28 protein-coding genes are annotated in these 22,351 nt (G+C 53.3%); 12 read left to right on the forward strand and 16 right to left on the reverse strand.

What is annotated here, in order from left to right:
* Positions 1–5: 5 nt before the first annotated feature.
* From FFR93_RS03980 to FFR93_RS40685, 3 genes are all read right to left on the reverse strand, one after another.
* A complete protein-coding gene (locus FFR93_RS03980; RefSeq protein WP_171049065.1) occupies positions 6–383 on the reverse strand; it encodes a thermonuclease family protein in 378 nt (125 codons plus the stop codon).
* Positions 384–453: 70 nt separating this feature from the next.
* Positions 454–1,695 carry a lytic transglycosylase domain-containing protein gene (locus FFR93_RS03985; protein WP_138392076.1) on the reverse strand — a complete coding sequence of 414 codons (1,242 nt, stop codon included), beginning with the start codon at positions 1,693–1,695 and terminating at the stop codon, positions 454–456.
* A gap of 138 nt (positions 1,696–1,833) precedes the next feature.
* On the reverse strand, positions 1,834–1,977 hold the full coding sequence (locus FFR93_RS40685) for a hypothetical protein (protein ID WP_171049066.1): 144 nt from the start codon (positions 1,975–1,977) through the stop codon (positions 1,834–1,836).
* A 138-nt stretch (positions 1,978–2,115) separates the two neighbouring features.
* Here FFR93_RS40685 and FFR93_RS03990 point away from each other — a divergent pair, with 138 nt between their 5' ends.
* On the forward strand, positions 2,116–2,556 hold the full coding sequence (locus tag FFR93_RS03990; RefSeq protein WP_171049067.1) for an Hsp20 family protein: 441 nt from the start codon (positions 2,116–2,118) through the stop codon (positions 2,554–2,556).
* Between the two features lie 27 nt (positions 2,557–2,583).
* On the opposite strand, the gene FFR93_RS03995 is transcribed toward FFR93_RS03990, so the two are convergent.
* The 4 genes from FFR93_RS03995 to secA all read right to left on the reverse strand — a co-directional run bounded on the left by FFR93_RS03995 (position 2,584) and on the right by secA (position 7,226).
* Positions 2,584–2,955: a DUF3307 domain-containing protein gene (locus FFR93_RS03995; protein WP_138392078.1), complete on the reverse strand. Its 372-nt coding sequence runs from the start codon at positions 2,953–2,955 to the stop codon at positions 2,584–2,586.
* Complete coding sequence (locus FFR93_RS04000; protein ID WP_138392079.1) at positions 2,956–3,345, reverse strand: hypothetical protein; 390 nt, start codon at positions 3,343–3,345, stop codon at positions 2,956–2,958. It lies immediately after the preceding gene.
* A 280-nt stretch (positions 3,346–3,625) separates the two neighbouring features.
* Positions 3,626–4,654 (reverse strand): ATP-grasp domain-containing protein, encoded by a 1,029-nt coding sequence (locus FFR93_RS04005; RefSeq protein ID WP_138392080.1) that lies wholly within the window; start codon positions 4,652–4,654, stop codon positions 3,626–3,628.
* A complete protein-coding gene (gene secA / locus FFR93_RS04010) occupies positions 4,647–7,226 on the reverse strand; it encodes a preprotein translocase subunit SecA (RefSeq protein WP_138392081.1) in 2,580 nt (859 codons plus the stop codon). The genes FFR93_RS04005 and secA overlap by 8 nt, the downstream gene beginning before the upstream one ends.
* Positions 7,227–7,531: 305 nt before the next feature.
* Between secA and FFR93_RS04015 the strand changes: the two genes are divergently transcribed.
* The gene (locus tag FFR93_RS04015) at positions 7,532–8,443 is read left to right on the forward strand and encodes a MucR family transcriptional regulator (protein WP_138392082.1); all 912 of its coding nucleotides are present in this window, start codon (positions 7,532–7,534) and stop codon (positions 8,441–8,443) included.
* 83 nt (positions 8,444–8,526) lie between these two features.
* On the opposite strand, the gene FFR93_RS04020 is transcribed toward FFR93_RS04015, so the two are convergent.
* The 7 genes from FFR93_RS04020 to FFR93_RS04050 all read right to left on the reverse strand — a co-directional run bounded on the left by FFR93_RS04020 (position 8,527) and on the right by FFR93_RS04050 (position 13,924).
* Positions 8,527–9,018, reverse strand: a complete 492-nt coding sequence (locus FFR93_RS04020; RefSeq protein WP_138392083.1) for a L,D-transpeptidase — start codon at positions 9,016–9,018, stop codon at positions 8,527–8,529.
* Positions 9,019–9,125: 107 nt separating this feature from the next.
* Positions 9,126–10,070, reverse strand: coding sequence for an HpcH/HpaI aldolase/citrate lyase family protein (locus FFR93_RS04025; protein WP_138392084.1), 945 nt, complete (start codon positions 10,068–10,070; stop codon positions 9,126–9,128).
* A 1-nt stretch (position 10,071) separates the two neighbouring features.
* Positions 10,072–11,178, reverse strand: coding sequence for a cysteine protease StiP domain-containing protein (locus FFR93_RS04030; protein WP_138392085.1), 1,107 nt, complete (start codon positions 11,176–11,178; stop codon positions 10,072–10,074).
* A gap of 10 nt (positions 11,179–11,188) precedes the next feature.
* Entirely contained in the window at positions 11,189–11,947 is a 759-nt protein-coding gene (locus FFR93_RS04035) for a hypothetical protein (RefSeq protein WP_138392086.1), read from the reverse strand.
* A complete protein-coding gene (locus FFR93_RS04040) occupies positions 11,944–13,038 on the reverse strand; it encodes a phosphoribosyltransferase domain-containing protein (RefSeq protein ID WP_171049068.1) in 1,095 nt (364 codons plus the stop codon). The genes FFR93_RS04035 and FFR93_RS04040 overlap by 4 nt, the downstream gene beginning before the upstream one ends.
* 74 nt (positions 13,039–13,112) lie before the next feature.
* Positions 13,113–13,649: a DUF1523 family protein gene (locus FFR93_RS04045; protein WP_138392088.1), complete on the reverse strand. Its 537-nt coding sequence runs from the start codon at positions 13,647–13,649 to the stop codon at positions 13,113–13,115.
* A gap of 23 nt (positions 13,650–13,672) precedes the next feature.
* Positions 13,673–13,924, reverse strand: coding sequence for a hypothetical protein (locus FFR93_RS04050; protein WP_138392089.1), 252 nt, complete (start codon positions 13,922–13,924; stop codon positions 13,673–13,675).
* Positions 13,925–14,172: 248 nt separating this feature from the next.
* Between FFR93_RS04050 and FFR93_RS04055 the strand changes: the two genes are divergently transcribed.
* The 10 genes from FFR93_RS04055 (at position 14,173) to FFR93_RS04100 (ending at position 19,933) form a co-directional block, all read left to right on the forward strand.
* Positions 14,173–14,742 carry a TerD family protein gene (locus FFR93_RS04055; protein ID WP_138392090.1) on the forward strand — a complete coding sequence of 190 codons (570 nt, stop codon included), beginning with the start codon at positions 14,173–14,175 and terminating at the stop codon, positions 14,740–14,742.
* Between the two features lie 101 nt (positions 14,743–14,843).
* Positions 14,844–15,332, forward strand: coding sequence for a TerB family tellurite resistance protein (locus FFR93_RS04060; RefSeq protein WP_171049069.1), 489 nt, complete (start codon positions 14,844–14,846; stop codon positions 15,330–15,332).
* Between the two features lie 73 nt (positions 15,333–15,405).
* The gene (locus FFR93_RS04065; protein WP_281407898.1) at positions 15,406–16,077 is read left to right on the forward strand and encodes a TerD family protein; all 672 of its coding nucleotides are present in this window, start codon (positions 15,406–15,408) and stop codon (positions 16,075–16,077) included.
* Between the two features lie 82 nt (positions 16,078–16,159).
* Positions 16,160–16,732 (forward strand): TerD family protein, encoded by a 573-nt coding sequence (locus FFR93_RS04070; RefSeq protein ID WP_138392092.1) that lies wholly within the window; start codon positions 16,160–16,162, stop codon positions 16,730–16,732.
* Between the two features lie 78 nt (positions 16,733–16,810).
* Positions 16,811–17,383 (forward strand): hypothetical protein, encoded by a 573-nt coding sequence (locus FFR93_RS04075; RefSeq protein ID WP_138392093.1) that lies wholly within the window; start codon positions 16,811–16,813, stop codon positions 17,381–17,383.
* A gap of 59 nt (positions 17,384–17,442) precedes the next feature.
* A complete protein-coding gene (locus FFR93_RS04080) occupies positions 17,443–17,790 on the forward strand; it encodes a hypothetical protein (protein ID WP_138392094.1) in 348 nt (115 codons plus the stop codon).
* A 30-nt stretch (positions 17,791–17,820) separates the two neighbouring features.
* Positions 17,821–18,126 (forward strand): hypothetical protein, encoded by a 306-nt coding sequence (locus FFR93_RS04085; RefSeq protein ID WP_138392095.1) that lies wholly within the window; start codon positions 17,821–17,823, stop codon positions 18,124–18,126.
* Positions 18,127–18,195: 69 nt separating this feature from the next.
* A complete protein-coding gene (locus FFR93_RS04090) occupies positions 18,196–18,747 on the forward strand; it encodes an aminoacyl-tRNA hydrolase (protein ID WP_171049070.1) in 552 nt (183 codons plus the stop codon).
* On the forward strand, positions 18,747–19,118 hold the full coding sequence (locus FFR93_RS04095; RefSeq protein WP_138392097.1) for a hypothetical protein: 372 nt from the start codon (positions 18,747–18,749) through the stop codon (positions 19,116–19,118). Before FFR93_RS04090 ends, FFR93_RS04095 begins: the two co-directional genes overlap by 1 nt.
* A gap of 77 nt (positions 19,119–19,195) precedes the next feature.
* On the forward strand, positions 19,196–19,933 hold the full coding sequence (locus tag FFR93_RS04100; protein WP_138392098.1) for a hypothetical protein: 738 nt from the start codon (positions 19,196–19,198) through the stop codon (positions 19,931–19,933).
* 73 nt (positions 19,934–20,006) lie between these two features.
* Here FFR93_RS04100 and FFR93_RS04105 read toward each other — a convergent pair whose 3' ends face one another.
* Both FFR93_RS04105 and FFR93_RS04110 read right to left on the reverse strand, forming a co-directional pair.
* On the reverse strand, positions 20,007–22,178 hold the full coding sequence (locus tag FFR93_RS04105; RefSeq protein WP_138392099.1) for a hypothetical protein: 2,172 nt from the start codon (positions 22,176–22,178) through the stop codon (positions 20,007–20,009).
* Complete coding sequence (locus FFR93_RS04110) at positions 22,144–22,350, reverse strand: hypothetical protein (protein ID WP_138392100.1); 207 nt, start codon at positions 22,348–22,350, stop codon at positions 22,144–22,146. The genes FFR93_RS04105 and FFR93_RS04110 overlap by 35 nt, the downstream gene beginning before the upstream one ends.
* Position 22,351 lies beyond the last annotated feature (1 nt).

Here is a 22,351-nt window from a genome sequence, read left to right on the forward strand (position 1 = left end):
TATCCTCACTTGCACCAGGGCTCTGGCTGCTTGCTCCACTTTTTCGTCCACTTGCGAGCGAGGCCCTGTTTGATCAATCGGTCGCCGACGTTTTCGCCATTCACCACAACGTCCGCCAACACGCGGCGGTAGCGATCATACCCGTCGCGGTAAATATGCACATCCCCCGACGAAAGTAGCATGGTCAGATAATCCTTGGCTTGGAACGCCAGGTCGATCTCATGCTCCTTGTTGTTTTCGCACTTTCCGCTGATTTCGGGGGTATTGATTCCCTTCAATCGATACGCGACCTGATTGACAACAATCGTGTCGCCGTCGCGGATGATTACGGGAGTCGGACTGCAGACGGTCGAGATACAAACAACGGCTTGGATAATGCTCATTTTCACACCCCAAATTGTTGACATGACCTTACGGAGCGCCGATTAAAATGTCAACAATTAGCGGTCGGTTTTACAGCTTAGGTCCTGCATTATCTTCGAGCTGAAGGTCCGTATCCAGGACGCGATAAGACGCTGCGACGTTGTCACTCTGGAGTACAGCCAGTTTCCTGCTCGCAATTCGGGCCTTCATGGCTGAAACGAAAGAGTCCTTACTGATGCTCGGTTTGGCGACGGGGACGGGGATGCTTCCTGTCGAGATGAAATCCAGGCTATTTTTCTGAGCCACCTGCTCAACGTTGTGGTACTTCGCACTACGGCTCAGTATGACATTCTGCGCGCGCTTGATGAAGTCAGCCACGTCGATTGGAACTCGTCGACGTCCTTTGCCGTCGTAAAACATGCCAGGGTTAGCTCTTGCTTCGCGATGGAAAATCTTACTGGCTGATGCGTTTGGTTGTTTTTTATATGCGGCCAAAGCAGCTTCTGCGCGATCTTCTCCCATGAAATGAGGGAGGTATAGGTTATCGTCGTTGAATCTTGCCGACAGGTTTTTCTCTATTTTGGATTTAGCTGACTTGAGGTCCGTAACAGCTAATGCCGCCGCATAGTAGGCATCATATCGCAAATCGAGGATACGCCGCGCCTCTTCCCTGTCATTGACCTTGTAGACTGGCTGTTTGCGCTTGTTGTAGGTGAGTTCAACCAACTCCGCCTCTTCCGCAAGCCCATATTTCGCTCCATATTCCTTTACGAGGCGAAGCCATGTTTGGTCGATCACTTGCATGCATCCACGAGCTGATCCCGACGGTGGTTCGGCATGACAGTCAAAGCCGCTTTCCTTCTCCACGATCCCGAACAAGTAATCCGTCGGGAAGTCCGCGTCTTTCGCCGCTCTGGCGAGGTCCCTGAGAACGTTATGGGGAACCTTGTAGTCGCCATATTGATGATAAACGCTCCCGGCGTTCAGGTCGCTGGTCACCGCGTCTATGATCGCGTTTACGTCGCCATTGGACACAGGAGGCGACTTCTTAGCGACTGTCGTCGTGGGAAGCTCGACTTTTAGTCCGTCAACTTTGAGTGTTTCGGTCAAAGGTTTGAACGTCACGATCCTGTTAATCTCGTCGATTGCGGCAATGTCAGCAGTGATCGTGTTGGAGGGCGAAACGTCCCCAGTGCCGCTCGGCGCGACTGTGGTAACAACAGCAGCCAGGCCAGCGATTCTAGCGAAGCTCGCAAGAGCAGAATTTTGCTTGTTCGAAAAAATCGTCGCACCGTTTGCGAAGAACTTCGTTGTTTCAGGGGCCTCAGCCATCAATTTCTCCGGTTAACCGCGCGAAATTGGCACGCGCCTTTCAGCAAGAATTGCCCCGCCCCTCAACGACACAATTAAATATTCGCTGCGGCGACAATTGAAACAAGGATTTCGTCCGGAATATCGACCCTTAGAACCTCAGCTTTTCGAAATCACGTAACCGGCGCTTCCCTTGGCAAAATGAAAGCTGTTGGGGACAACCGTGCGCTCTGAAGTGTCCAGCCCTAGAAGGATTTCTCTTTCTCTATTAATAGCCCATTCAATGCCTTCGAGAGAAATCATGAATTTTTCCTCATTTTCTTTTTTTGTGCCCCTTGAAATTGCGCAATGGAATGCAGATTTCCTTTACAGGTGCCTATCGGACCTCTTTTATCGGCCATCCCGGCGATAACTGAAACCAGTTGCTCAAGGAGAACTGTTATGTCGCATGCCAAGTCCATCAATCCCGCAATTCTACAAGCCGTAACCCGCATTTTCGATAATGTGTTGCCCTTGACCGAAACGCCTTCCTCATTGTCTTCCTTCCCTCCCTACGACATCGTTAAGACCGGTGAGAACGAAACCTCGATCATTTTTGCGCTTGCAGGATATGCCCCTGAGAACATCGAGGTCACCGTCGAGGATCGTGTGTTGTCAGTTGTAGGCAACCCGAAAAAGGATGAAGAGGTCGAGTATCTACATCGTGGGATCGCCAATCGCGCCTTTGGTAAGCGTTTCAAGCTAGGCGAATATGTAGAAGTGAAAGACGCGAGCCACCGGCTGGGCCTGCTCGAAATCAAGCTGGAACGAATTGTGCCGGTAGAACGCCAGCTCCGTAAGGTCGAAATTAACGCTGCGCTAGCCTCTGAACCAACGGCATAAGCGTCGATTGGGCGACGCCATTAAGGATCACTGAGGTCCGATGAATGGCGTCGTTCCCATTAATGGCATCTGAAGCCACCAAATCAGTTTGCAAAGATAATGTAGCGATTGATCCTGAAGAAAAGAAATCTTTCCCTCATTTTTCGTTTTGTCGATTTTGAAGTGGAGCAGGAACTCTGCAATGCAGAGGGTGGCGCTTCCTGTGAAAAGAAGGACAAAACCTGCATGAATTCCGGCATGGACGCCGAGAACGTACCACCAGGGATAATGCTTGTATTTCTCAACCGTCTTTTCGTCCCGGTATTTATTTTTGCCAAGAGCAAGGAAACTGTTCTGAGCAGGGTAATCGGCCACCAGGTGGCCGAAAACCAGAAGAAGTAGGACGGCCACCGGCTCCATTTAGATCGCGGTCGCTGGAGCGTTTTCGGTGTTGAACGCGTGGAGATCAAAGTCGTCGGAGAGGCTGACCACCTGTTCAAATGTCGGAGAATCCGGATCAGCCTGGGCGTTGCTGGAGGCGATGCGCTCGATCACATGCTCTTCTTCAGAGCCATTCCAGCTCGAAGGCATGAGATGGAAAAGGTCGGGGACGCCGAGTTTGCGCGGTACGAACGAAACGCCGTTCTTGAGATTTTCCCGAAGAGCTTGAATGTCGTCATCGGTGAATTTTCCCTCAACTACGACCGAGCCCTTGACGCTTTTGGATGGCGTGATGAGACGGTAATCGATACGGGTGTTAACACCGCTAGTGTTAGCGTCGACGGTGAACGGCGCGACGGACGAAGGCATTAAGAACTCCTGTTGGCGGGACAATTCCCGATAAATCCTTTGCAAACTCTACATTTGCGGAATTCCTTGTCAAGAGTTTTGTTAGAATTCCTTTGGGGTCATTCCTCCGACTTAAGAAAAAAAAGCCTGGCATCGCTGCCAGGCTGAGATAGTTTTAAGTGGGAGGCGTCGTGGAGTATCATTTTGTTGCCCTGCTTCCCCAACTTTTTGCCCTGTTTTTAGGCTAAGCGCACTTCTTGTCGGCGAAAACCCCTAAAATTGTAGGGATAGAGAAATCCTCTTAGGCGAGGCGAAGTGTCACGTTCACCGGCTTGACACGGACTTTCTGATCGAGGGATACCGGTGTGATTTTCTCGCCATGCATCATCATGAGGCAGTCATAGCCCAGGTTAATTCCTGCTGCCGACGAGTAGGAAAAGCCTCCAGCCGCCCTCGTGTTGACTTCGAGTACCTTGTGCGCGCCGTGATCATCCGCCTTGAACTGGATGTTCACAAGACCGTCGAGCTTGCAAAGACGCGCCACGGAAGCAGCAAGGTCATACACCTCGCCACCGGTCGAAATGAACTGGTGGCTGTCAAACTTGGTCCTGCAAGCGTGCGAACGAATTTCCCCATCTTCGCAAACTGCGTCAACGCTAGTTTCAATCCCTGGCAGGGTCTCCATAACAATGTGAGGCTGTGGGTTCTTTCTGGCGTCGAAGGCGCGGAGATAAGTTTCCGGGTGAATCGAGAGTGTTTCACGGTCGCTCAAGAGCGAGAAGTCGTCGGCGTTGCGGTCAAATATCCAGAAGCCAGCGCCATAAACGCCAATAGAAGGCTTTATGCACGCCGTATGCCCGAGGCTCTCGATTTCTTTGATCGCCTTGGCAACCTCATTGCCTGTATTCACTTCTATTGTCTTCGGCACAGGCAATCCGGCTTCAACCAGCTTGTTTGTGAATAGGGTCTTGTTTTCACAAATGTCGAGCCAGTTGGCATCTGTCGATCCCGTACATATGCGGATGCCCCTGCCCGCGAACAGTTCGATGTTCTTTTGAATGGTGCGACGATAACGAGTTGCCAGGATGGCGGACAACGGCACGTTGCGATGGCGACATAGGTCAATGTAGTTCACGACATATGCGAGATATTCATCGGCATCACTCGACCGCGATTCCAGATCGAGCGGGAAATCGGAAAGGGCCGTGATCTCCGGCCGGTCATCCTTATGTGTGACGCTCAGAAGCGATGTGGGAGCGTGCTCCCTGATCTGAAGCGCGATATCTCGCATGGACGAGAAACCCTGATTGATCCAAATATGTTTACGCATGATTGAGGCTCGTCTCGGTGGCTGCAGTTTCGGGGTTGATCATGATCGGTGCCTCTGGTGGGCGTAGTCGAGAGGTTGTTCGAACGACTTCTTGGCGTAGCGCGTCCATCATGGCCTTGAACATCTCGTAAGCGTCTGTGCGGAATTCAGCGACCGGCTCACGCTGTGCGTAGGTTCTAAAGGAGACAGCGCCCTTAAGTTCTTCCAAGGCCTGCAAATGTTCTCGCCATGCCTTGTCGACCGACATCAGCAGGCATTCCTTTCGGGCAAGCTCGTACCTGCCTTCCGGGAAACCATCCCGAAGCATTCCGACAACGAGGTCCGATTTCTCGGTTACCTTTTTAATGATTGTGTTCTCGTCAGTGCCATCTCGCTGTACGAGGTCGGTCATGTCAAATAGGATTGTCGTAAGCTCCAGCAATTCCTGTTCAAGAGCCTTGATGTCCCAGCTGTCCATATAGCTATTTTCGGGCACGTGCTTAATCACGGTTTCCTCAATAACGATATGGCGCATTTCGTCGATAACGGCAGTGCAGTCGTTGCTTCCCATGATTTCGTTGCGGAACTCGTGCATCGCCTTGCGCTGTTGATTGATGACATCGTCATATTTGACGACGTCTTTTCGAATCTCCAGATGGGTCCCTTCGACGCGCATCTGTGCTTTATCCAGAAGCTTGCTGATCATCGGGTGGCTGATCGCGTCCCCTTCTCCCAGCCCGAGGCGGCTAACCAGCGTCTGGATTTTCTCCGATCCGAACGCCTGGATGACATCATCATCAAGGGCGACGAAAAATTGCGATTGCCCTGGATCGCCCTGACGGCCAGAACGACCACGCAACTGGTTATCAATACGACGGCTGTCATGTCGTTCAGAACCGATAACAAGCAGTCCACCGGCTTTGATCACAGCCTCACGATCACTGGCAATTTGCGCCAGAGCTTCAACCTTTGCTTTTTCGAGGTCGTAATCTTCCGGCATATCGGCGTATCCCGCCTCAAGCCGTTCGATCTCGGCCTCCTCGTGTCCTCCCAGCTTGATGTCTGTTCCACGGCCAGCCATGTTCGTCGCCACGGTGATCGCACCAGGACGGCCTGCCTGAGCCACGATCTCGGCTTCGACTTCGTGGTTTCTGGCATTCAACAGTCTGAAAGGCTTCGCAGCTTTCTCATTGTCGGAATATCCAGCCTTTCGCAAGAATGCCGCCAGGCGTTCAGACTTCTCGACCGAAGGGGTTCCGACCAGGATCGGCTGTCCCTTGGCGTTGGCTTCATCGATCAGGCGAATGATCGCCGCGTATTTGGAGTTTTGGTTGAAATGGACTTCGTCGGTCAAATCCACGCGTTGGATCGGCCGATGGGTCGGGATGGAAACGACATCCAGGTTATAGATATGACCGAATTCTTCTTCTTCCGTTTTGACCGTGCCGCTCATGCCGGAGAGCTTGGTGTAGAGACGGAACAGGTTTTGGTAGGTGATCGACGTCAGAGTCTGGCTCTCGTTTTTGATCTCGACGTTTTCCTTAGCCTCGATAGCCTGATGGATACCATCGTTGTAACGACGTCCATCCATGATGCGTCCGGTCCCCTCGTCGATCAGCACAACTTCACCCTTACGAACAAGGTAGTCGCGATCACGTCGGAACAGAGCATTAGCTTTCAGACCAGCGTTCACGTGGTGAACGACCAAGCTATTCTCAGGGGTATATAAATGGGCCGCAGTGGTCAGGAAGCCATTGTCGCGCAGAAGCATCTCAATTTTGTCGAGACCTTCTTCCGTTAAGGAGACCGTACGGGACTTCAGATCAACCTTATAATGGAGGTCCGCCTTGAGGAGTTTGATAAGGGCGTCGATGCTCCGATAGGTCTCAGACTGGTCAGCAAGCTGGCCCGAAATAATCAGCGGAGTCCTTGCTTCATCGATCAGCACCGAGTCGATTTCGTCGATGATTGCATAATTATGGCCGCGTTGAACCATCTGGGAATGATCGAAGCGCAGGTTATCTCTAAGGAAATCAAAGCCAGCCTGCGTATTCGTGACGTATGTCACATCACACGCATAAGCCCTCTTCCTTAGGTGATCGGGCATGTCATCTAGAATGACACCGATACTCAGGCCAAGAAATTCATGAACCTTCCCGATCATTGCCGCATCTCGTTTTGCCAGGTAATCGTTCACCGTGATCACGTGAACACCTTTACCTTTGAGAGCGTTCAAAAAGGTAGGAAGTGCCGCAACGAGCGTTTTTCCTTCGCCCGTCTTCATTTCGGCTACTTTTCCCTTATGCAGAACTAGGCCGCCATAAAGCTGAACGTCGTAGGGGCGTTGACCCAGAACGCGTTTAGAAGCTTCTCGAACAAGAGCAAAGGAGCGGGTAACTAGGTGATGATCAAATTCTTGATCTGGAAGCGAAGCTGCGTAGACCCGAAGCTCTGCAGCCTTTTCCTTTAGCTGTTCGTCCGAGAGCGGTGTGAACTCCTGTTCCAAGGAGTTTATATCAGCGATCTCTTGCATAATTGACGGCGAACGGCTAACAGCTGATGAGATCAGCTTTCGTATAAAGGAAATGGGCATGTGGAAACCTTATACACGGACGATGGTCCAGGAGTTCATCACCGAGGCTAGGGCCAATTCGGAAGGTGATCAAGAATTTAAAGAGGGCATCACGATGAGAAGGAGTCTACAAATCCATGCTGATACATTGAGTTTTGAGAACGTAACAGGAACAAACGAGGTTTTTCAAGGAAAACCACACTTTCGTCAACTTTTTTTGAAACCTTTTCCCGCGACGCTACATTATGTGTTGTAAGCAAAGAAGATCAGCCTGACGAATTAACCGATAGGTAAGAAAGTTCGCAGGAATTGATAGGAGAGTTGTAATGGTCAAGAACAACGTGCAGAAAATAGCCGAGACGGACCTTCACAATGCAGTGGTCCTCACAGCAGTCGACATCGCTGCAACGATGGTCAAGAGCCACCGAGCAGAAATCAATCAGATTCCCGGCCTGGTCGACCAGATCGTACAGGCTTTCACCAACAGTGCAGCCGTAAGCGGTATCGCCATCCCGTCTGCAGTGCCAGCGACGGCTTCGGCTGAGGCGGCGGAAGTCAAGACTGACGCTCGCAAGAAGCGCGATCTGTCTGGTCCGGCGCGCGAGGCCATGCTTGCCCGTATGGCCAGGATGCGTGCTGCCAAGGGTACGAAGGTCGAGGCTCCGGTCGAGACACCGGTCGAGGTCGATCAGGAGGTGCCTGCTGAGGAGCCGGTGCTCCGCCGTGGCCCGGGTCGTCCGCGCAAGGTGCCGCAGGCTAAGCCGGAGCCACTCGCCCATGCGACCGATGACGCCGATCAGGCCGAACTGGACAGCGCGTTCCGCCGTCGTAATCCGGCCAAGTGCACGATCAAGCAGTCCCTGAAGGATACGGGCGACGGCAAGATGACCTGCCTCATCGACGGAAAGCGGGTCAGCTTCCTGAACAGTTACCTGCAGAAGAACTACGGTATGTCGTTCGAGGATTACAGCCGTATCTACGGCCTGCCCGCTGACTATCCGACGACTCCGCCGAAGTTCAAGGCTGGCAAGAAGGAAGACGCCAAGCGGCTGGGTCTCGGAACGATCCAGATGCGCCAGGCGCATAAGGCAAAGCTCGCCTTGGCCTCCGAAGCCGGTGTTGAAGACACCGAAGGCAATCGGGCGACGGCTGAAACGCCCGTGGTTGTTGCCCGGCCCAGCGGTCGCGCCCGCAGGACCAAGATCGTTGATGTGACTGCGGTAACAGCTGCGGCTTGACATCAACCGTCTGTATGAGCGCAAAAGCCCGGGTTTCCCCGGGCTTTTTTTGTGAGCGAATTCCTGTTGGATCGATGCCCTCTTCAGGGTAGTACGATAACTTCTGCTCCAGGTGATACCATCTCAAAGAGTTCCTCGACGTCGTCATTGTACATTCGGTAGCAACCGCTCGAAGCGTCTTTGCCGATTGACCTAGGCGAATTAGTGCCATGAATGCGCAGATATCCCTCTGCAAGGTAGATGGCTCTGGTACCCAAAGGATTGTGAGGCCCCGCCTTGACGATGCTAGGCAAGGACGGGTCCTTTGCCCTCATGTTAGGTGTCGGCCGCCAATCAGGGTTTTTCCGCTTGTGAGTAACTGTTGTGACACCAGTCCATTGTGCGCCTTCTCTTCCTACTGCGATAGGATAGGAAATCCTCGTGCCGTAGTCGTCGATGTAATGGAGTGTGTGGTCGCTGGTAATGATGACGACAGTACCAGGTGCCTCGTCGCCATCCCAGGGGCCGAACTTTGCAGCTTCAGCTTTGAACGCGACGGCCAACAACGGAAGGAGAAGAAATGCACGGCGTTTCATGGGGGTATCCTTTTGGTTTTATTCAAGGATACCCCCATAGTCGTCGGCCACAATCCTTCAAAAAGTCGCGCGGACAATCGCTTTGACGGCTGTTGCCAAATTGCCAATCAAGGGTGAGTGATGCCAGCCATCGCTGGCTGGAGGAAACCATGAACTTCTTCCATGATTCCGTAATGATCCTTCCGCATCTTGATACGCTCTGCCCATTTTGAATGGGTTGCCGGTTCAAGCATCGAGCCCGCAAATTTGAAGACAGCCTTCGCATCCTTTTCGAGGATTTTTTCTGCGGCTTCGAAGTCCTGCTGTGGGACGGCGAAGGATTTCTGGATGATGTCGATCTGGCAAGGATGGATCGCGGTCTTCCCGACAAAGCCAAAGTGAACGTCGCGTTCAAGTTCGCGCTGAAGCCCAGCCAAGTCGGAGATGTCGTCGAAGACGGGCGACGTCAAGGCAAAGCCCTTGCTGCCAAAGACGCTCATAAGCAAGGAAATCACATAGTTTAGAGGCCCCTCATACAGCGTAATGCCGCGCTTGCGGCGAACGCCAAGGCAACTCATCAGGTCGTTACCTCCGAATCTGACGGCCAAAATTCTGCTCGGATTGTTGGTGAGCATTTCCTCGCAAAGTGCCCGCATTGCTTCCGCATCGAAGGCTTCTGCCGTTTCGAGCGTAGGCATGAGGTAGAGGTTTGTCCCGTTCAACACACTCATCCACTCGGCGATCTGTCCAGGGCGGACCTTCGGAGCGACAAAACCGTCGATTTCCTTGAGCCCGCGCATTTTGACGATCTGCCGCGCCATATCGAGGTCTCGTGGACGCACGAACAGGAGCGGAGCTTCTTCCGTCCGTTTATGATGGCGTAGTTCCGCCGTGATTTCTTCGAGGCGTGCCAGACCGCGTTCGATGTCTTGTTCAAGAAGCGCATCTTCGAGACACAGGACCATCGATTTCAGGTTTGGCATCTTCTCGCCCAGAATGATTTTGATCGCGTCGTCCTGGATTACCGGCATGTACATGGTTGCGCCAAGCGCAAAGGGGCTGATGATCTTCATATCAGGAAACCTTTTCGATCAGGGTGATTGCCCGATAAGGAGCAATCGCTTCCGGCCGCACCTCGAACGGAATGTTCTTCTCCTTGAGCAGATGGATCATTGCCGCCAGATCGGGGTCTTCGAGGCTGGAGATGTAAACACAATTCGGCATGCGACGTAGAATGGCTCGCGTTGCCTCTGCGATCCCTGGCTTGATGCGGTTCCGGTTGGTGACACCATGGGTGTCCGCGACGAACTGTACGGCGGCCTGGGACTTTTCCCAGTGATATGCGCGGTCGCTGTCAGACCATTCAGCAAAGTCTTCAACAGCCGACGTGAAAAGCTTCTTCTGGACGTACTCCCAGATTTCATCGACGAACGAACGGGTCACGTCATGATCGGCAAGATGGTGCCAGCTCTTGCAGCCATGGAAGCCGCCAGATGCCGCGATCTCATCATTGAGAACGGTGCGGCTGATCAGGCCAGACACCGTCGAGCCGAGAATACCGGAGGGGATCAGCCAGTCGTCGCCGGAAGCGGCCAGCCATGCTCGTCCACAAGGGTCAGCGAGAACGACAAGGCGTGGCGGTAGATCGGAATAGGCCTTGAAGCTTTCTTCGAGCTGCGAAGAGATGGCACCCTTGCCCGTCCAACCGTCTACGAAGACAAGCCCTTCGACCGGCCGTTCCGAGAGAATGTGCTTCATGGCCGCGTCGTCCAGACCACGGTCGCGAATGATCGAGATGCCGTAGTGATGGACATCGCGACCCAGTGCCTTGAGCGCGCGGTGAAGGAGTACACCCATAGGGGCACCGGCTCGAACGAGGCTGGCCAGGGTGATCGGCCCATCAATGGTGCGGTCAAGGGTAAGAGCGAGGCGAGCCACGTCTTCTCCGAACCGGACAGCGCCAGCGTCCATCGCTTTCGCAAAGATCGCCTTGTAAGCGGCCGACGGAGCCTTTTCTTCCGAAATCATCTCAGAATAGTGCCTCGTGCCGGACTGGATTGCCTTTTCCTTCTCGGCAACATCTGTGGATTCGATGGCAACGTCCTGCAGAAGGAACGTGATGTCTGCGGCGTCGTAACTACCTGAAAAACCGGCAGCCGAAATCTTGGTCACTGCGTTCATTGACGCCTCCTTAGTGATTGATTTGCGTGGAAATGAGCTTTTCGGCGACCTGGCCGCGCATCGGCGTGGCAAAGAAATCGCAAAGGCCCATGAAAGGCATATCGGTGAAGCTGTCACCGAGGCCGAATGTAATCCTCTGGTCGATGTCCGGAATCTGCGACATCACATATTCCGTCGCACGTTTCTTAGACACGGAAGGAACTGTGAACGCGAGATTGTTACTGTTGAGGTGGGACGTCCACCCGGCAGGAACGGAAACGCCAGCAAGGATTTCGTTGAGCCGAATCTTCACATCCGGGTCATCCTGCTTGACGATCACAGAGTGGCGAATGCCATTTTCGATGCTCTGCGGGCAACGCACAGCAATGCCAAGTTCCGCTGCCACGGCGAGGCAGGCCGCTTCCAGTGCGTGGATCGATTCCAGTTCCTTGGCCGTCTCTGATACAAGGATTTCGTGCCACTGCTGGTCGACTTCGCCGTCTGGCTTGATAACAACAGCACCATTGCCGACGATTTTGAACGTTGCACCGAAATCGAGCTGAACGTTCGCGAAAGAACGTGAGCTGCGAGCGGTAACCGGAACAATATCAGTCGTTGCGGCAAGCCACGCAAAAAGGTTTTGCTGCTTGATCGTCTGATACGAGTGATTACCGCTGATGGCTTCCGACACCAGCACTTTTCCTTCGTGCTGGGTCTCAGGAACCTTGCGAAGACTCTGGAAAAAGGTGTCATCAAGATCGGCAAACATGATCGGGCGAAGCATGGTCATGCGGCAATTTCCTCATTGTTTTCTAGTTTTGCGGTCCCATCGACGGAAGAGATCAGGATGACGTTCCGGCAGATGGATTTCAGACGTGCGTAGAGGATCGGGTCCACGTAGGACAGTGGCGACTCCACGCATAGAATGACGGTTCCGTAGTTCTTGTGATCGAGGTTGTAGCAATAGTTTGCCACCCCTAGACCGTAGTTGTCGGAGAACGATGTCTTGTCGCCGATCACATGACCGACCGAGATCGGAGAGCGGGTGATCGACGCATAAGACACCTGGTGGCCAGCCTGTTCGAGTGCAAAGGCCAAGCGGTAAGGCTGCCAAACGTGTTCGCCAGTACCCAGGACAAGCACGTGCCCCTTGAGATCGAGCGCGTCCGGCAAAGGAAGCGTGTTCTGATGGTCGATGACGCCAAGCCTGCCCCAATCGAGATCGGAGACTGGTTTGAATTCCGGCTTCGTATTGGTGGCTCCAGCCTTCGGCACGCTCGGGAACTGAACTGCCTCATCCCGAAGCCAGGTGTAGCGTCCACGGATCAGCGAAATGCTTTCCACGTCACCTTGAAGCTTTTGTTCGGCCGCACCGTTGGACCAATCGGTCAGGGTCACAAGCTTGATCTTTTCGACGTTGCCAGTGATTTCCTTGGGAAGCGCCGCAAATAGATTCGCGAACGTATTGCCCGTGGATGCCTCGTCGTCGACCAGGACGAGAGAGCGAACGCGGGAGAGCATTTCGCGGGTCTTTTCATCCTGCGGCATGTGGATCAGGTGCTGGGTCGCATGGCTGTGATCTTCAGAAAACTCGCAAAGCTTCTCCGATCCCAGATCATGGCGGGTGGTGCATAGAAAAACAGCGTCAGCACGATTGGCCTGGCGGCTGTATTCCATGTGAACACCAGCGCCTAGACCGATTGCCGTTTCAGCCATACCAATGAACAGGACCGGGCCAGGGAGTTCGGCGTCGATCTGCTCGGCGAGCATGGTGAAACTCTGATGCATCTTCTCTGGGGCGACTGGAATATGCCGCCCCAAGACTTTCGATACGAATAGAAATGCGCGCTTCGGGTTGATGCGCTCGGCAAAGCCGAACATTTCATCGGCCGGGACCATAGCCTGGTCGATGTCAACACTGATCACTCCGGTTGAGAGCTGAGCCTGATGTCGCATTAGGCAGCATTCTTCTTGAAGAGGCGGGAAAAGAGGCCGCGAAGCTTCCAATAAACCAACCCGAGGACGGAGAATAGAATGGCGAGGATAAGCGTGCGCGCAACCGGGAACGTGCTGTCACCAAGTTCCGCGCGTTCGATTTTGACGACATTCGGCCACATGCTGAGCAACTGAATGCGGAAACCGTAGTATGTGATCTTCACAATTGCTTTTTCGGCTCCGAACTTCTGGGCAACTGCATTGATGTCGGAATCGTTAAACTTAAAATAGAGGGGCCAGCCCCAACCGGTATCTTCATTCCTGAAGACTACGACTTCGTCACTTCCAGGAACGGAAGTATTAATCAGGAATACATCGCGGTTTGCGCCAGGCTTTACATCGGTCTGGCCGACACGGTTGATGTCCTGATCTAGGCGCTTTACGTCCGTACCGTCTGCTTGGACGATTACCGAACGAGGCAAATAGAAATGTAGAAAGAGCGCTGGAGGAGCGAGCAGGACGAGGGCTAGAACAGCACGTAGAATGTACTTCTTCATCGGAATTCCTTTCAGATTGCGCTTCAGGCGTACTGAGCGATTAGAATGATGGCCATAAAGGCAACGCTCGGGATGCCCACGAAATTGAACCAGAGGCTGCGACCGGCCTTCTTGCGCCAGTCGGCAACGAGTGACTCAAGCGTTTTGTCGGTTCCTTCGCCAAGTCGCTTCTTCAGGGAACGGCGTTGAATGGGCTCTGCAACCAATAGAATGATGAACCGCAGCACTGTGAGCACGGCAGACAGCACCAGAAAATATAGAAACAATCTCCACATGACGGGAACGCTCCGGTTTGTCCCATCACATGGAGATCGAGGACCATTCCATGGGGGCGGCGTAGTTAAGGATTTCTCGGTCATATATGGACAAGGAATTATCGTCAATACAGGAATTCTCAAAAAAATCCTTGCGCCTAAAAAAAGGAAATTCCGACCTGGAAAAGGAATTCTTTGAAAAAATCCGTTGACAAAGAAAAATAATAGCCCGCCAATAATACCCATCACCGAGAAAGAAAGGAATTCTCATGGGTATTAATCTGCAAAAGGGTCAGCGCATTGACCTCACCAAGGGCAACGCCGGTCTATCTGAAGTGCTGATGGGTCTAGGCTGGGAGGGCGTTTCCGGCTGGCTTGGCGGCAGCAAGAATATCGACTTGGACGCTTCAGTCATTCTATTCGACGAAAACAAGAATGTTGTCGACCTGGTATCCTTCCGAAAGCTGCGTTCCAATGATGGCTCGGTCATCCACTCTGGTGACAATCTCACCGGCGCTGGCGCTGGTGACGACGAAAAGATTACTGTGTCCCTGGCTCGGGTGCCCTCGAACGTCAAGTCCCTGATCTTCGTCGTCAACTCGTTCAGTGGCCAAACGTTCAAGGACGTCAAGGAGGCCTATTGCCGCCTGGTTGACGCGCGCAATGGCTCGGAACTGGCTCGTATTACGCTGTCCGAGAAGGGTGCTCAGCGCTCGGCCATTCTAGCGTCGGTCTACCGTAATGGTTCCGAATGGAAGATGGCAGGTATCAGTGAGCTTGCCGAGGGTGGTCGCACTGCCGAAGACCTCATCCCGGCCGCCAAGAACTACGCCGCCTAATCGAACCCAGTCGAGGTGCGGCAATGGTGTCGGACCTCGTTCTCTTCCCGTGTGCCCGGTTCCGGCATGATTTCGCGTTTTACGCAAACACAGAGGCAAACATGAGCTTCCTCAATAAACTTCGCGCTGTCGGCGATCAGGTCGCATCGCAGCTGAAATCCACCACTTCCGAACTTTCGCTGCGTCTTTCCGAGGAAGTGAAGAAGTACAAGAACAAGGAATTCCTTGTCGCCATCGTCACCGCGACTGCGCTTGTTGCGCTTGCGGATGGTAACATCGACCAGGCCGAGCGCACGACGCTTGCCAACTATCTACGCGTCTCCGAAGAGCTGTCGGTTTTTGATGGTCAGGAAGTCGTCGAAGAGTTCAACAAGGCTGTCGCTCTGTTCGATTTCGACCGTGGAATGGGTGAAGTCGAAGCGCTGAAGCGCATCTCGAAGATCAAGAAGAACGTTGAAGCGTCCCGTACGCTTGTTCGCGTCTGTATCTCGCTCGCCAATTCCGACGGCACCTTCGACCAGAAGGAGAAGGACGTAATCACTCTTATCGTGAAGGAACTCGGGCTCAACCCGAGCGACTTTCCCGTTTGAGCCGTCCTCGCCCACGCAATCGAGCGTGGGCACCGCCTCACTCCAATCCAACGTGAACAGAAAGGACAGTCACATGTCTATTTCCATCAATCTATCCAAGGGGCAGAACATCAACCTGTCCAAGGATAACCCGGGTCTGAAGAAGGTCCTGGTTGGTCTCCAGTGGGACCCGAGAACCACTGATGGCGAGGACTTCGATCTTGATGCCTCCGCTTTCATCTGCGGTCCTGGTCCGAAGGTAATGAAGGATTCGAATTTCGTTTTCTTCAACAACACCCAGAACAAAAATAACTCCGTAAAGCATTTCGGCGACAACAAGAACGGCAGGGGTGATGGCGACGATGAAATCATCGTTATCGATCTTGTTACTCTTCCGGCCGAAAATAATCGCGTCGTCTTTTCGGTAACGATCCACGATGCGCAAAACCGTGGTCAGAGTTTCGGGCAGGTTCCCGCATCTGCCATCCGTATCTGTGACGGCGAGAAAATCGACGCCTACAAGAGCCAGAACCCTTCGGCAACGATGATCGATATCGAACGCCTGAAGATCGGGGAAATCGCTCGCTTTGATCTCCAGGAAGACTACTCGACTGAGACTGCAATGGTGATGGGCGAATTGTATTCGCACAACGGCGACTGGAAGTTCCGCGCCATTGGTTCGGGATTTACGAGCGGTCTTCAGGGCCTGCTCAACGACTACGTCGATCCGAATTCCGAGCAGGACGTTGCCGGTCTGCGTTCCTAAAAGCTGGTTCTGCCGGAGCTAGTTTCGGCAGAATTCCTTCCATCAAGTCCAACATGTCACTTCATTAGAAAGGAAATCCGACATGATTAATCTAACCAAGGGTCAGAAGATCGACCTCACCAAGACCAACCCGTCGCTCAAGAAAATCCTTGCTGGCCTCCAGTGGGACCAGCGCACCACCGACGGCGAAGAGTGGGACCTGGACGGCTCCATTTTCCTTCTGAACGATGAAGGGAAGCTGATCTCTGACAAGCATTTCGTCTTCTACAACGAGCCGGTATCGCCGGATGGTGCCGTCAAGCACGGCGGCGACAACAAGAACGGCGCTGGTGAAGGCGACGACGAAACCGTGCGCATTGACCTGGCCTCGCTCGACGCCGCAGTCAAGAAGATCGCCATCGCGATCACGATCCACGACGCCGCCGCCCGTGGCCAGAACTTCGGCCAGGTGAAGAACCCGAAGATCATCGTTCGCAACGAGGAAACTGGCGAAGAAATCGCTCAGTTCGACCTTGCTGAAGACGCTTCGACCGAAACTGCCGTCATCATGGGCGAGTTCTACCTGCACAACGGCGAATGGAAGTTCACCGCTGTTGGCCAGGGCTTCGCAGGCGGTCTGCAGCCGCTTATCCAGCATTATGGCGGCAACGCTTAATCAGCTCTATTCGACGCTCAAACGCAAACGAAACGGCGGCCTCGGTCGCCGTTTCTCGTCTAAACAAGGAGGCGACCAATGGAAATGTCACTCGATCCCGAAACCTCGTTGGCGCAAACGCTTTGTGCGGCAAGTGGTGTGCCCTTTGACAGCTTAATCAGCGGTGTCATTGACAGCGAAGGTTGTTTCGCCCCGCCGGACCGTGAAGGATTTGCAGATCAACGCATCGCTGGTCATCCTCGGGTATTCGCCTGGAGACGTTTTGCGAATGCTGCTCGGCGTGCTCGCGACACCATGGCTAGGAACAGCCAGGTCATTGTGTATCGTCGCCCTCATTTCTTCCATGGCGACCATGAACCGCTAAGGAACTTGTGGGTCAGCTTCTTCTGCGGCAAAGATCAGGGATTCGAACTTAGTTTCCCGTGGTACCGATCCGGATACTACGACGGCGGACAAACCAACTGTGCAGCAATTCAGGCTCGCTCTGAACGCGAAGCAATTGATATCATCTTCCGGTCATTCGACGTGACGCCAGAATTCCTTCAAGTCTACTTTATTCACTGCAAGCCGAATGAATGGGTGCCGTTCTCCGACAGTTTCAAACGTGCCGACTGGATGCGCTGGAACGACCTCACTGTCTGCTCCAATTAGTGTTGACATTTAATCCCGAGCACCTATTGTGGTCCTCTTGAATGACAAGAGGACTTACCATGGCGCAGCGGATTAAAATTGCAGACCTCGCAAAAGAATTTGGCGCGGAAAATCTGCGCATCTTCTTTCCGGCACGCAAACGTGACGGTTTCCTCGGCCTCGTGACGGTCGACACCAGCAACCCGCCACAGGTCGTGGAAGCTCGTGCGCATGAACGACCGTATCGCGAGGTAGCACGTGATTTCAAATTCATCGCTGAGCCTCTGGACAGGACTTTCGCCTACGAGGACTTCTACAACTCCGATTTTGAAAGCCTGAGTGAGACGTCCCCTGATTGCTATTACGTGATGGTGGGTGAACAGAGATTCGTTCTCGGTTTTCAGCGGAAAACGGCAGCAGCAGCCTGATTAATTCGAAGATTAGCAAGGTCCAGCAAAATGACAATTTCTCTTTCACTGAATAAGCGCGATCCTTCGAAGGGCGTGAAGCTGGAGTTTTGGGCAAAGGACGAATTGCCGGAATCTGCCTGGGTTGAGCTGTCGAAGCAGTTCGTCGAGCACGTCTATGCTCTTATGCCTCGGGAAACGGGGTGGTTTCATCAGTCCGGCACCAACCCGGACAATCGCCCATCGAACTATCACATGTTCGAGTTCTGGCAGTTCGATAAGAACCCGGACCTCGTTCGCTCGAAATCGAAGGAAATTGCGGCCCTGATCGGTCTCCCTCTCGAAATTGCAGTATAATCACGGCCAGCCTTGTCATTCGGTTTCGATTTTACGAGAATGACAAGGCACCCTCCATCGGACATCAAGATGACCATTGCTCTTATCGACAGTGCAGCGCTGCCGCAGGACCTCCTGGACGCGCTGGACGTTATCAAACGCTACATCGATCCTGCTGTTCTATCCGACGGCGCGATTGATGGTTTCAAACACCGGGTACCGGACCCTGCTGTCCCTGAAAAGAAAATGTGGGTTCTCGTCCGCACGGATATCAAGATGCCCATCGAGAAGGGCATGCCACAGGCAGGACATGGGGTTCTGGTCAGCTGGCTTCGCGGACTATTTCAGAATCCTGTTGTCGCGCTGGGCTATCTCAATGAAGCGCAGCCTAAGATCAGTGTTCGCATCAAGAAGGAATCCGATCTGCACAAGGCATATCGCCTTTGCCAGGAAGCCAACTTGCCGTCGGTCATCATCAAGGACGCAGCCAGGACTTGGTTCCCTGAACCAACTTACACCGTCGTTTGCGTTGGCCCTTGTTTACGATCAGATTTGCCCAAGTTCGTCAAAGACCTTCAACTCCTGGTGACCGAGAAGCCGAAAGCCGCTGAAGCGGAAGCTGATGAAAAGGGTGGCAACTGATGGAAACGCTTTGGCCACGCTACGGAATGTATTCGGCTGAGGAGATCAAACGCGGCTTGGGTAGGTCGCAGTTTGTGTTCCTCTCACTCGCCGCCTTGATGACGGTCGCTTTGGTCTTCGCGCTTTTCAAAGGGTCGGTTCCTCTGATTGTTGCTAGCACGCTCGGCGTAATCCAGAATTTGTTCGCTTTGGTTTTCGTATCCAAGAAGCATTTGCGGACCGCAGCAGCACTTCTGGTCATCACCAATGTCCTGGTGGCAGCCCTGCATGTCATATTCTTGCAGCCTGACAGTGCGATCTCGATTGCTCTTTCAATCTACTCGATCAACATGCTGCGGGCGTGCATTGCTTTAAAGAAAATTTCTCTTTGATAGGAAGAATTCCTTATTCGGTTTGAAATTCGCGACTTTCCGTGTCAGAAGAACATATCGATTAAAGGAATTCCGGTATGTCCAGGAAAGATAACGGCGTGAACGAAGTCAACATCCCATACTCGATTGCAGAGCTTGGCTTGATCGCGGCGGCAATGCATTCATCCGCTTGCGAGGCGATGGTGCGTACTGGTGGCAAGAAGGCTAAGGAGCGTTACCTTCAGATGGCGGATCGAGCCAGGAAGATTTGCCCTTTGCCGCTTCGCGGTGGCCGCGAATACAGCTGGTTCAACGGTTTCTCCGCGCTTGAAAGCGGCAAGTCCTACTCGGTCTATTGGGACCGTCAGCCTCAAACGAATTTCGACGGCCGAGATGACGAAAGCATCCAGTTGGCATTGATCGTCGATGGCGTGCGTTACAATCTGACAGAACGCTTAGAGTTCGACGTGAAGAACACGCCGATTTCCGACGAATATATGGAGATGCTTCAAGCGACAGATGAACTGGCGAAACGCGCCGCTCCGATGGACGCCGAGCGCAATTCATCTGTTGAGTTCAGCCTGGAAAGCGAGGAGCCTAAGAGAGGCTTCAAGACATCGGAATCTGAAGATCGTAGAGAACTGGTTTCGCAGGCAATTGCCGAGAGGATCGGCATCGATGCAAAGGACCGCGATTTCTATATCACTAACCTGCAGCGTGACTACTACGCCAAAGGCTGGAAAACCTTCAAGATCAACGTGGTTGGTCCCCAGGAGCGCGTCGATCAGATCAAGGCCGCTTACGATCTGGAGCCCGCCCCATCGATGTCGATTTGACCGACTGGTTCATCAGCAGAATAACAAAAGGGCTCCGACATGTCTGTTCGGAGCCCTTTTGTTTGGTGATAACTTAAATGCCAGGTCGTCTGGCTGTGTCGAGATCGTAGTCCGCAGAGACGATATCGCCCTTGGCATTGAGGATGGTTTCGAGGTTTATTGGCTCGAAATTGTTTTCCGCGTTGCGGCGCTCGTGCACAAACGCGGTCCCATCGATGCTCCGACCCTCGTCGTTGACCAGAACTGGAATGCTGCCGCTTTTGCCGTGGACGAAAACGTCGGCAACTGATGGAAGGCTTTCCAGGTGCTCGATAAACGAGGGCATGAATTTTGAGAGGGCGCTCGCGCTATGCTTCGCCGACTGCACATTCGCGCGCAGGCTCACGTCCATGTAGACGAGTTTCCGTTCAACAAGATCGATGTACGCCACGAACTTGCTCATCTCGTTGCCAGTCAACGGGAACACCATTTGTGCGCGACCCGGCTCATAAAGTTTGCCCTTCTGCGGCTCTTCGCCCCACTGCAAAGTGGCGAGGACTTCTTCCGCTTTGGAGAACGGGATGCGGCTGAAGCAGAGGACGTTCCACACGGCGTAACGCACTCCGTCAGCCAGAAGGCGCTCTGGGTACAGATCGATCATCTGGGTTGCGCGGCCCTTCAAGTCTTTGGAATTCGTTGGGTCTCCGCTGAATACCGCGCCCTTTTTACGAAACGGTTCCGTAGAATCCCAGCAGATGGTTCCGACGCTCTTCCAATTGTGGTCGAACATGTTCCAGCCCACGTCAAACCACACGTTGCCAACGGCTTTCTTGGACCAGAAGCTGGCCGTTCGAAGGAACTTCGCATTTTCCGGGATGTCGAAGGTCGTCCCGCGCCCATATGCGGCCAACTTCTGCGACGATCCCTGAAGTTTTACATTTTCGAGGCCGATATCAAGGTCGAAACCGTCCGGATAGAGGGCGTCGAGGCGCTGATAGATTGCGGAAGAGATGTGGGTCCGCAGGCGTGCCAGGTGCTTTCGGTCGATCTTTCGCTTACCGTTCTCCACGACCTGAGCTTTGCTCCAAATCCCCTTTGGCGTGATCAGAAGGTTGCTGCGCGTGTTGATGGTCTTCAGATACGAATCCAGCTTCACAAGCTGCTCAACAGCCAGCTTGTCGGTGACCTCCTGGAACGCATCAAATGCGGCCTCGCCAAAGAGGTCATAAGCCTGGTGGAGCTGGCGCATGAACCGACCTGGCTGCTGTTTCAGCAGACCGAGCGCGGCTGCATCTTTCTGTGCCAGCGCAGGCTCTACGCGAGCGGCCAGCGTCTTGGCTTCTCTTCGATAGAGTTTGTCATAAGCGTCGACCGTGCGCGTCGCTTTGAACTCAGAAGGGTGCAAACGCGACAAAAGCCGCTTCCATTGTTCCGGTCGCGTGGCGAAATCATCGGCAAGGTTCTTGCTGCCTTCAATTAGGCCGACAAGTAACCGGCGCTCCGGCCGCGACAAGTTGCGAAGCTTCGTTGGCGTCCGCAGCGAAATGTCGCCATCCGAAAGCGCCGCAGAAAGCCTGAGAACGTCGGTAGCGTTCGACACGGCAACTTTTCTGCGACCGGCCAGGATCAGTTCGAGGCTCTGGGCGATAACATTGACGCCATTCTCCTTGAAGGCGAACTCATCCATGTCCAACGTCAGCTGAGAATATGTATTCAGCAGATAGCTGATTTGGGCTTCCTGGTTGTCCGTCCACTTTACGCGAACCTTGCACAGCTTTTCGAAAACCTTGAATGCCGTGTCCTCGGTCGCGAGGTTGAGCACTTTCAGCTTGAGCCGTTCCTTGAGTTCTTCGCGTGCCTTTGGCGACTCCGTGAACAATTCGTTTGGCAAGCCCCAGTACATAAGGATTTGATTGGTCCAGTATTCGGCCTGAGACATCTCAAGAACTTCTTTCGGGAAATTCTTGTAGACAACGAAGTCGTCCATGTTGCGGTCGGCACCGGTCACATGTTTGAGTGCTGGTTCAAGGTTTTTCCAGAATTCATAGATACCCGCGTCGCTCAGGAGCATGATCTCCTGCGTCGCATTGAGCGACGGGATAAACCCGTAAGATGCCATGTTGGAAAAAATGGTTCCCAAGCTCTGCAGCCGCATCTCTGTCGGCTTGCCAATGTTACTCGGCTTCAGGTCCGGAACCGCGACGTAACCGTTCTGAACGAGGAGAATGTCATCATTCATTTTGAGCGATTTGTGCGGCTTCGGCATGGGGATGCTCCTGGCTTGAAATAGAAATGGCACCGTCAAGGTGCCATTTGGTATGTGCGGAAAGCGGGGCGGTAGTTTTTTTATCCGAAAAAAGAGAAGGAACCACGTCCATGGCCGCACGAGTATTTTTATGCAGGAATTCGCTTGAATGGTCAAGCGGGATTTCCTGCATT

Source organism: Rhizobium sp. MHM7A, from assembly GCF_005862215.1.
Classification (GTDB): domain Bacteria; phylum Pseudomonadota; class Alphaproteobacteria; order Rhizobiales; family Rhizobiaceae; genus Rhizobium; species Rhizobium bangladeshense.

Excerpts from the sequence above, each read along its gene's own strand:
- FFR93_RS04085 (WP_138392095.1), top strand. The coding sequence starts at position 17,821 with ATGACAATTTCTCTTTCACTGAATAAGCGCGATCCTTCGAAGGGCGTG.
- FFR93_RS04095 (WP_138392097.1), top strand. The coding sequence starts at position 18,747 with ATGGAAACGCTTTGGCCACGCTACGGAATGTATTCGGCTGAGGAGATC.
- FFR93_RS04045 (WP_138392088.1), bottom strand. The coding sequence starts at position 13,649 with ATGAAGAAGTACATTCTACGTGCTGTTCTAGCCCTCGTCCTGCTCGCT.
- FFR93_RS04065 (WP_281407898.1), top strand. The coding sequence starts at position 15,406 with ATGTCTATTTCCATCAATCTATCCAAGGGGCAGAACATCAACCTGTCC.
- FFR93_RS04100 (WP_138392098.1), top strand. The coding sequence starts at position 19,196 with ATGTCCAGGAAAGATAACGGCGTGAACGAAGTCAACATCCCATACTCG.
- FFR93_RS04055 (WP_138392090.1), top strand. The coding sequence starts at position 14,173 with ATGGGTATTAATCTGCAAAAGGGTCAGCGCATTGACCTCACCAAGGGC.
- FFR93_RS04105 (WP_138392099.1), bottom strand. The coding sequence starts at position 22,178 with ATGCCGAAGCCGCACAAATCGCTCAAAATGAATGATGACATTCTCCTC.
- FFR93_RS04050 (WP_138392089.1), bottom strand. The coding sequence starts at position 13,924 with ATGTGGAGATTGTTTCTATATTTTCTGGTGCTGTCTGCCGTGCTCACA.
- FFR93_RS04015 (WP_138392082.1), top strand. The coding sequence starts at position 7,532 with ATGGTCAAGAACAACGTGCAGAAAATAGCCGAGACGGACCTTCACAAT.
- FFR93_RS04005 (WP_138392080.1), bottom strand. The coding sequence starts at position 4,654 with ATGCGTAAACATATTTGGATCAATCAGGGTTTCTCGTCCATGCGAGAT.
- FFR93_RS40685 (WP_171049066.1), bottom strand. The coding sequence starts at position 1,977 with ATGATTTCTCTCGAAGGCATTGAATGGGCTATTAATAGAGAAAGAGAA.
- FFR93_RS04060 (WP_171049069.1), top strand. The coding sequence starts at position 14,844 with ATGAGCTTCCTCAATAAACTTCGCGCTGTCGGCGATCAGGTCGCATCG.
- FFR93_RS04040 (WP_171049068.1), bottom strand. The coding sequence starts at position 13,038 with ATGTTCGGCTTTGCCGAGCGCATCAACCCGAAGCGCGCATTTCTATTC.
- FFR93_RS04070 (WP_138392092.1), top strand. The coding sequence starts at position 16,160 with ATGATTAATCTAACCAAGGGTCAGAAGATCGACCTCACCAAGACCAAC.
- FFR93_RS04000 (WP_138392079.1), bottom strand. The coding sequence starts at position 3,345 with ATGCCTTCGTCCGTCGCGCCGTTCACCGTCGACGCTAACACTAGCGGT.
- FFR93_RS03990 (WP_171049067.1), top strand. The coding sequence starts at position 2,116 with ATGTCGCATGCCAAGTCCATCAATCCCGCAATTCTACAAGCCGTAACC.
- FFR93_RS03995 (WP_138392078.1), bottom strand. The coding sequence starts at position 2,955 with ATGGAGCCGGTGGCCGTCCTACTTCTTCTGGTTTTCGGCCACCTGGTG.
- FFR93_RS04025 (WP_138392084.1), bottom strand. The coding sequence starts at position 10,070 with ATGAAGATCATCAGCCCCTTTGCGCTTGGCGCAACCATGTACATGCCG.
- FFR93_RS04020 (WP_138392083.1), bottom strand. The coding sequence starts at position 9,018 with ATGAAACGCCGTGCATTTCTTCTCCTTCCGTTGTTGGCCGTCGCGTTC.
- FFR93_RS03985 (WP_138392076.1), bottom strand. The coding sequence starts at position 1,695 with ATGGCTGAGGCCCCTGAAACAACGAAGTTCTTCGCAAACGGTGCGACG.
- FFR93_RS04110 (WP_138392100.1), bottom strand. The coding sequence starts at position 22,350 with ATGCAGGAAATCCCGCTTGACCATTCAAGCGAATTCCTGCATAAAAAT.
- FFR93_RS04080 (WP_138392094.1), top strand. The coding sequence starts at position 17,443 with ATGGCGCAGCGGATTAAAATTGCAGACCTCGCAAAAGAATTTGGCGCG.
- FFR93_RS04035 (WP_138392086.1), bottom strand. The coding sequence starts at position 11,947 with ATGACCATGCTTCGCCCGATCATGTTTGCCGATCTTGATGACACCTTT.
- FFR93_RS04075 (WP_138392093.1), top strand. The coding sequence starts at position 16,811 with ATGGAAATGTCACTCGATCCCGAAACCTCGTTGGCGCAAACGCTTTGT.
- FFR93_RS03980 (WP_171049065.1), bottom strand. The coding sequence starts at position 383 with ATGAGCATTATCCAAGCCGTTGTTTGTATCTCGACCGTCTGCAGTCCG.
- FFR93_RS04090 (WP_171049070.1), top strand. The coding sequence starts at position 18,196 with ATGACCATTGCTCTTATCGACAGTGCAGCGCTGCCGCAGGACCTCCTG.
- FFR93_RS04030 (WP_138392085.1), bottom strand. The coding sequence starts at position 11,178 with ATGAACGCAGTGACCAAGATTTCGGCTGCCGGTTTTTCAGGTAGTTAC.
- secA (WP_138392081.1), bottom strand. The coding sequence starts at position 7,226 with ATGCCCATTTCCTTTATACGAAAGCTGATCTCATCAGCTGTTAGCCGT.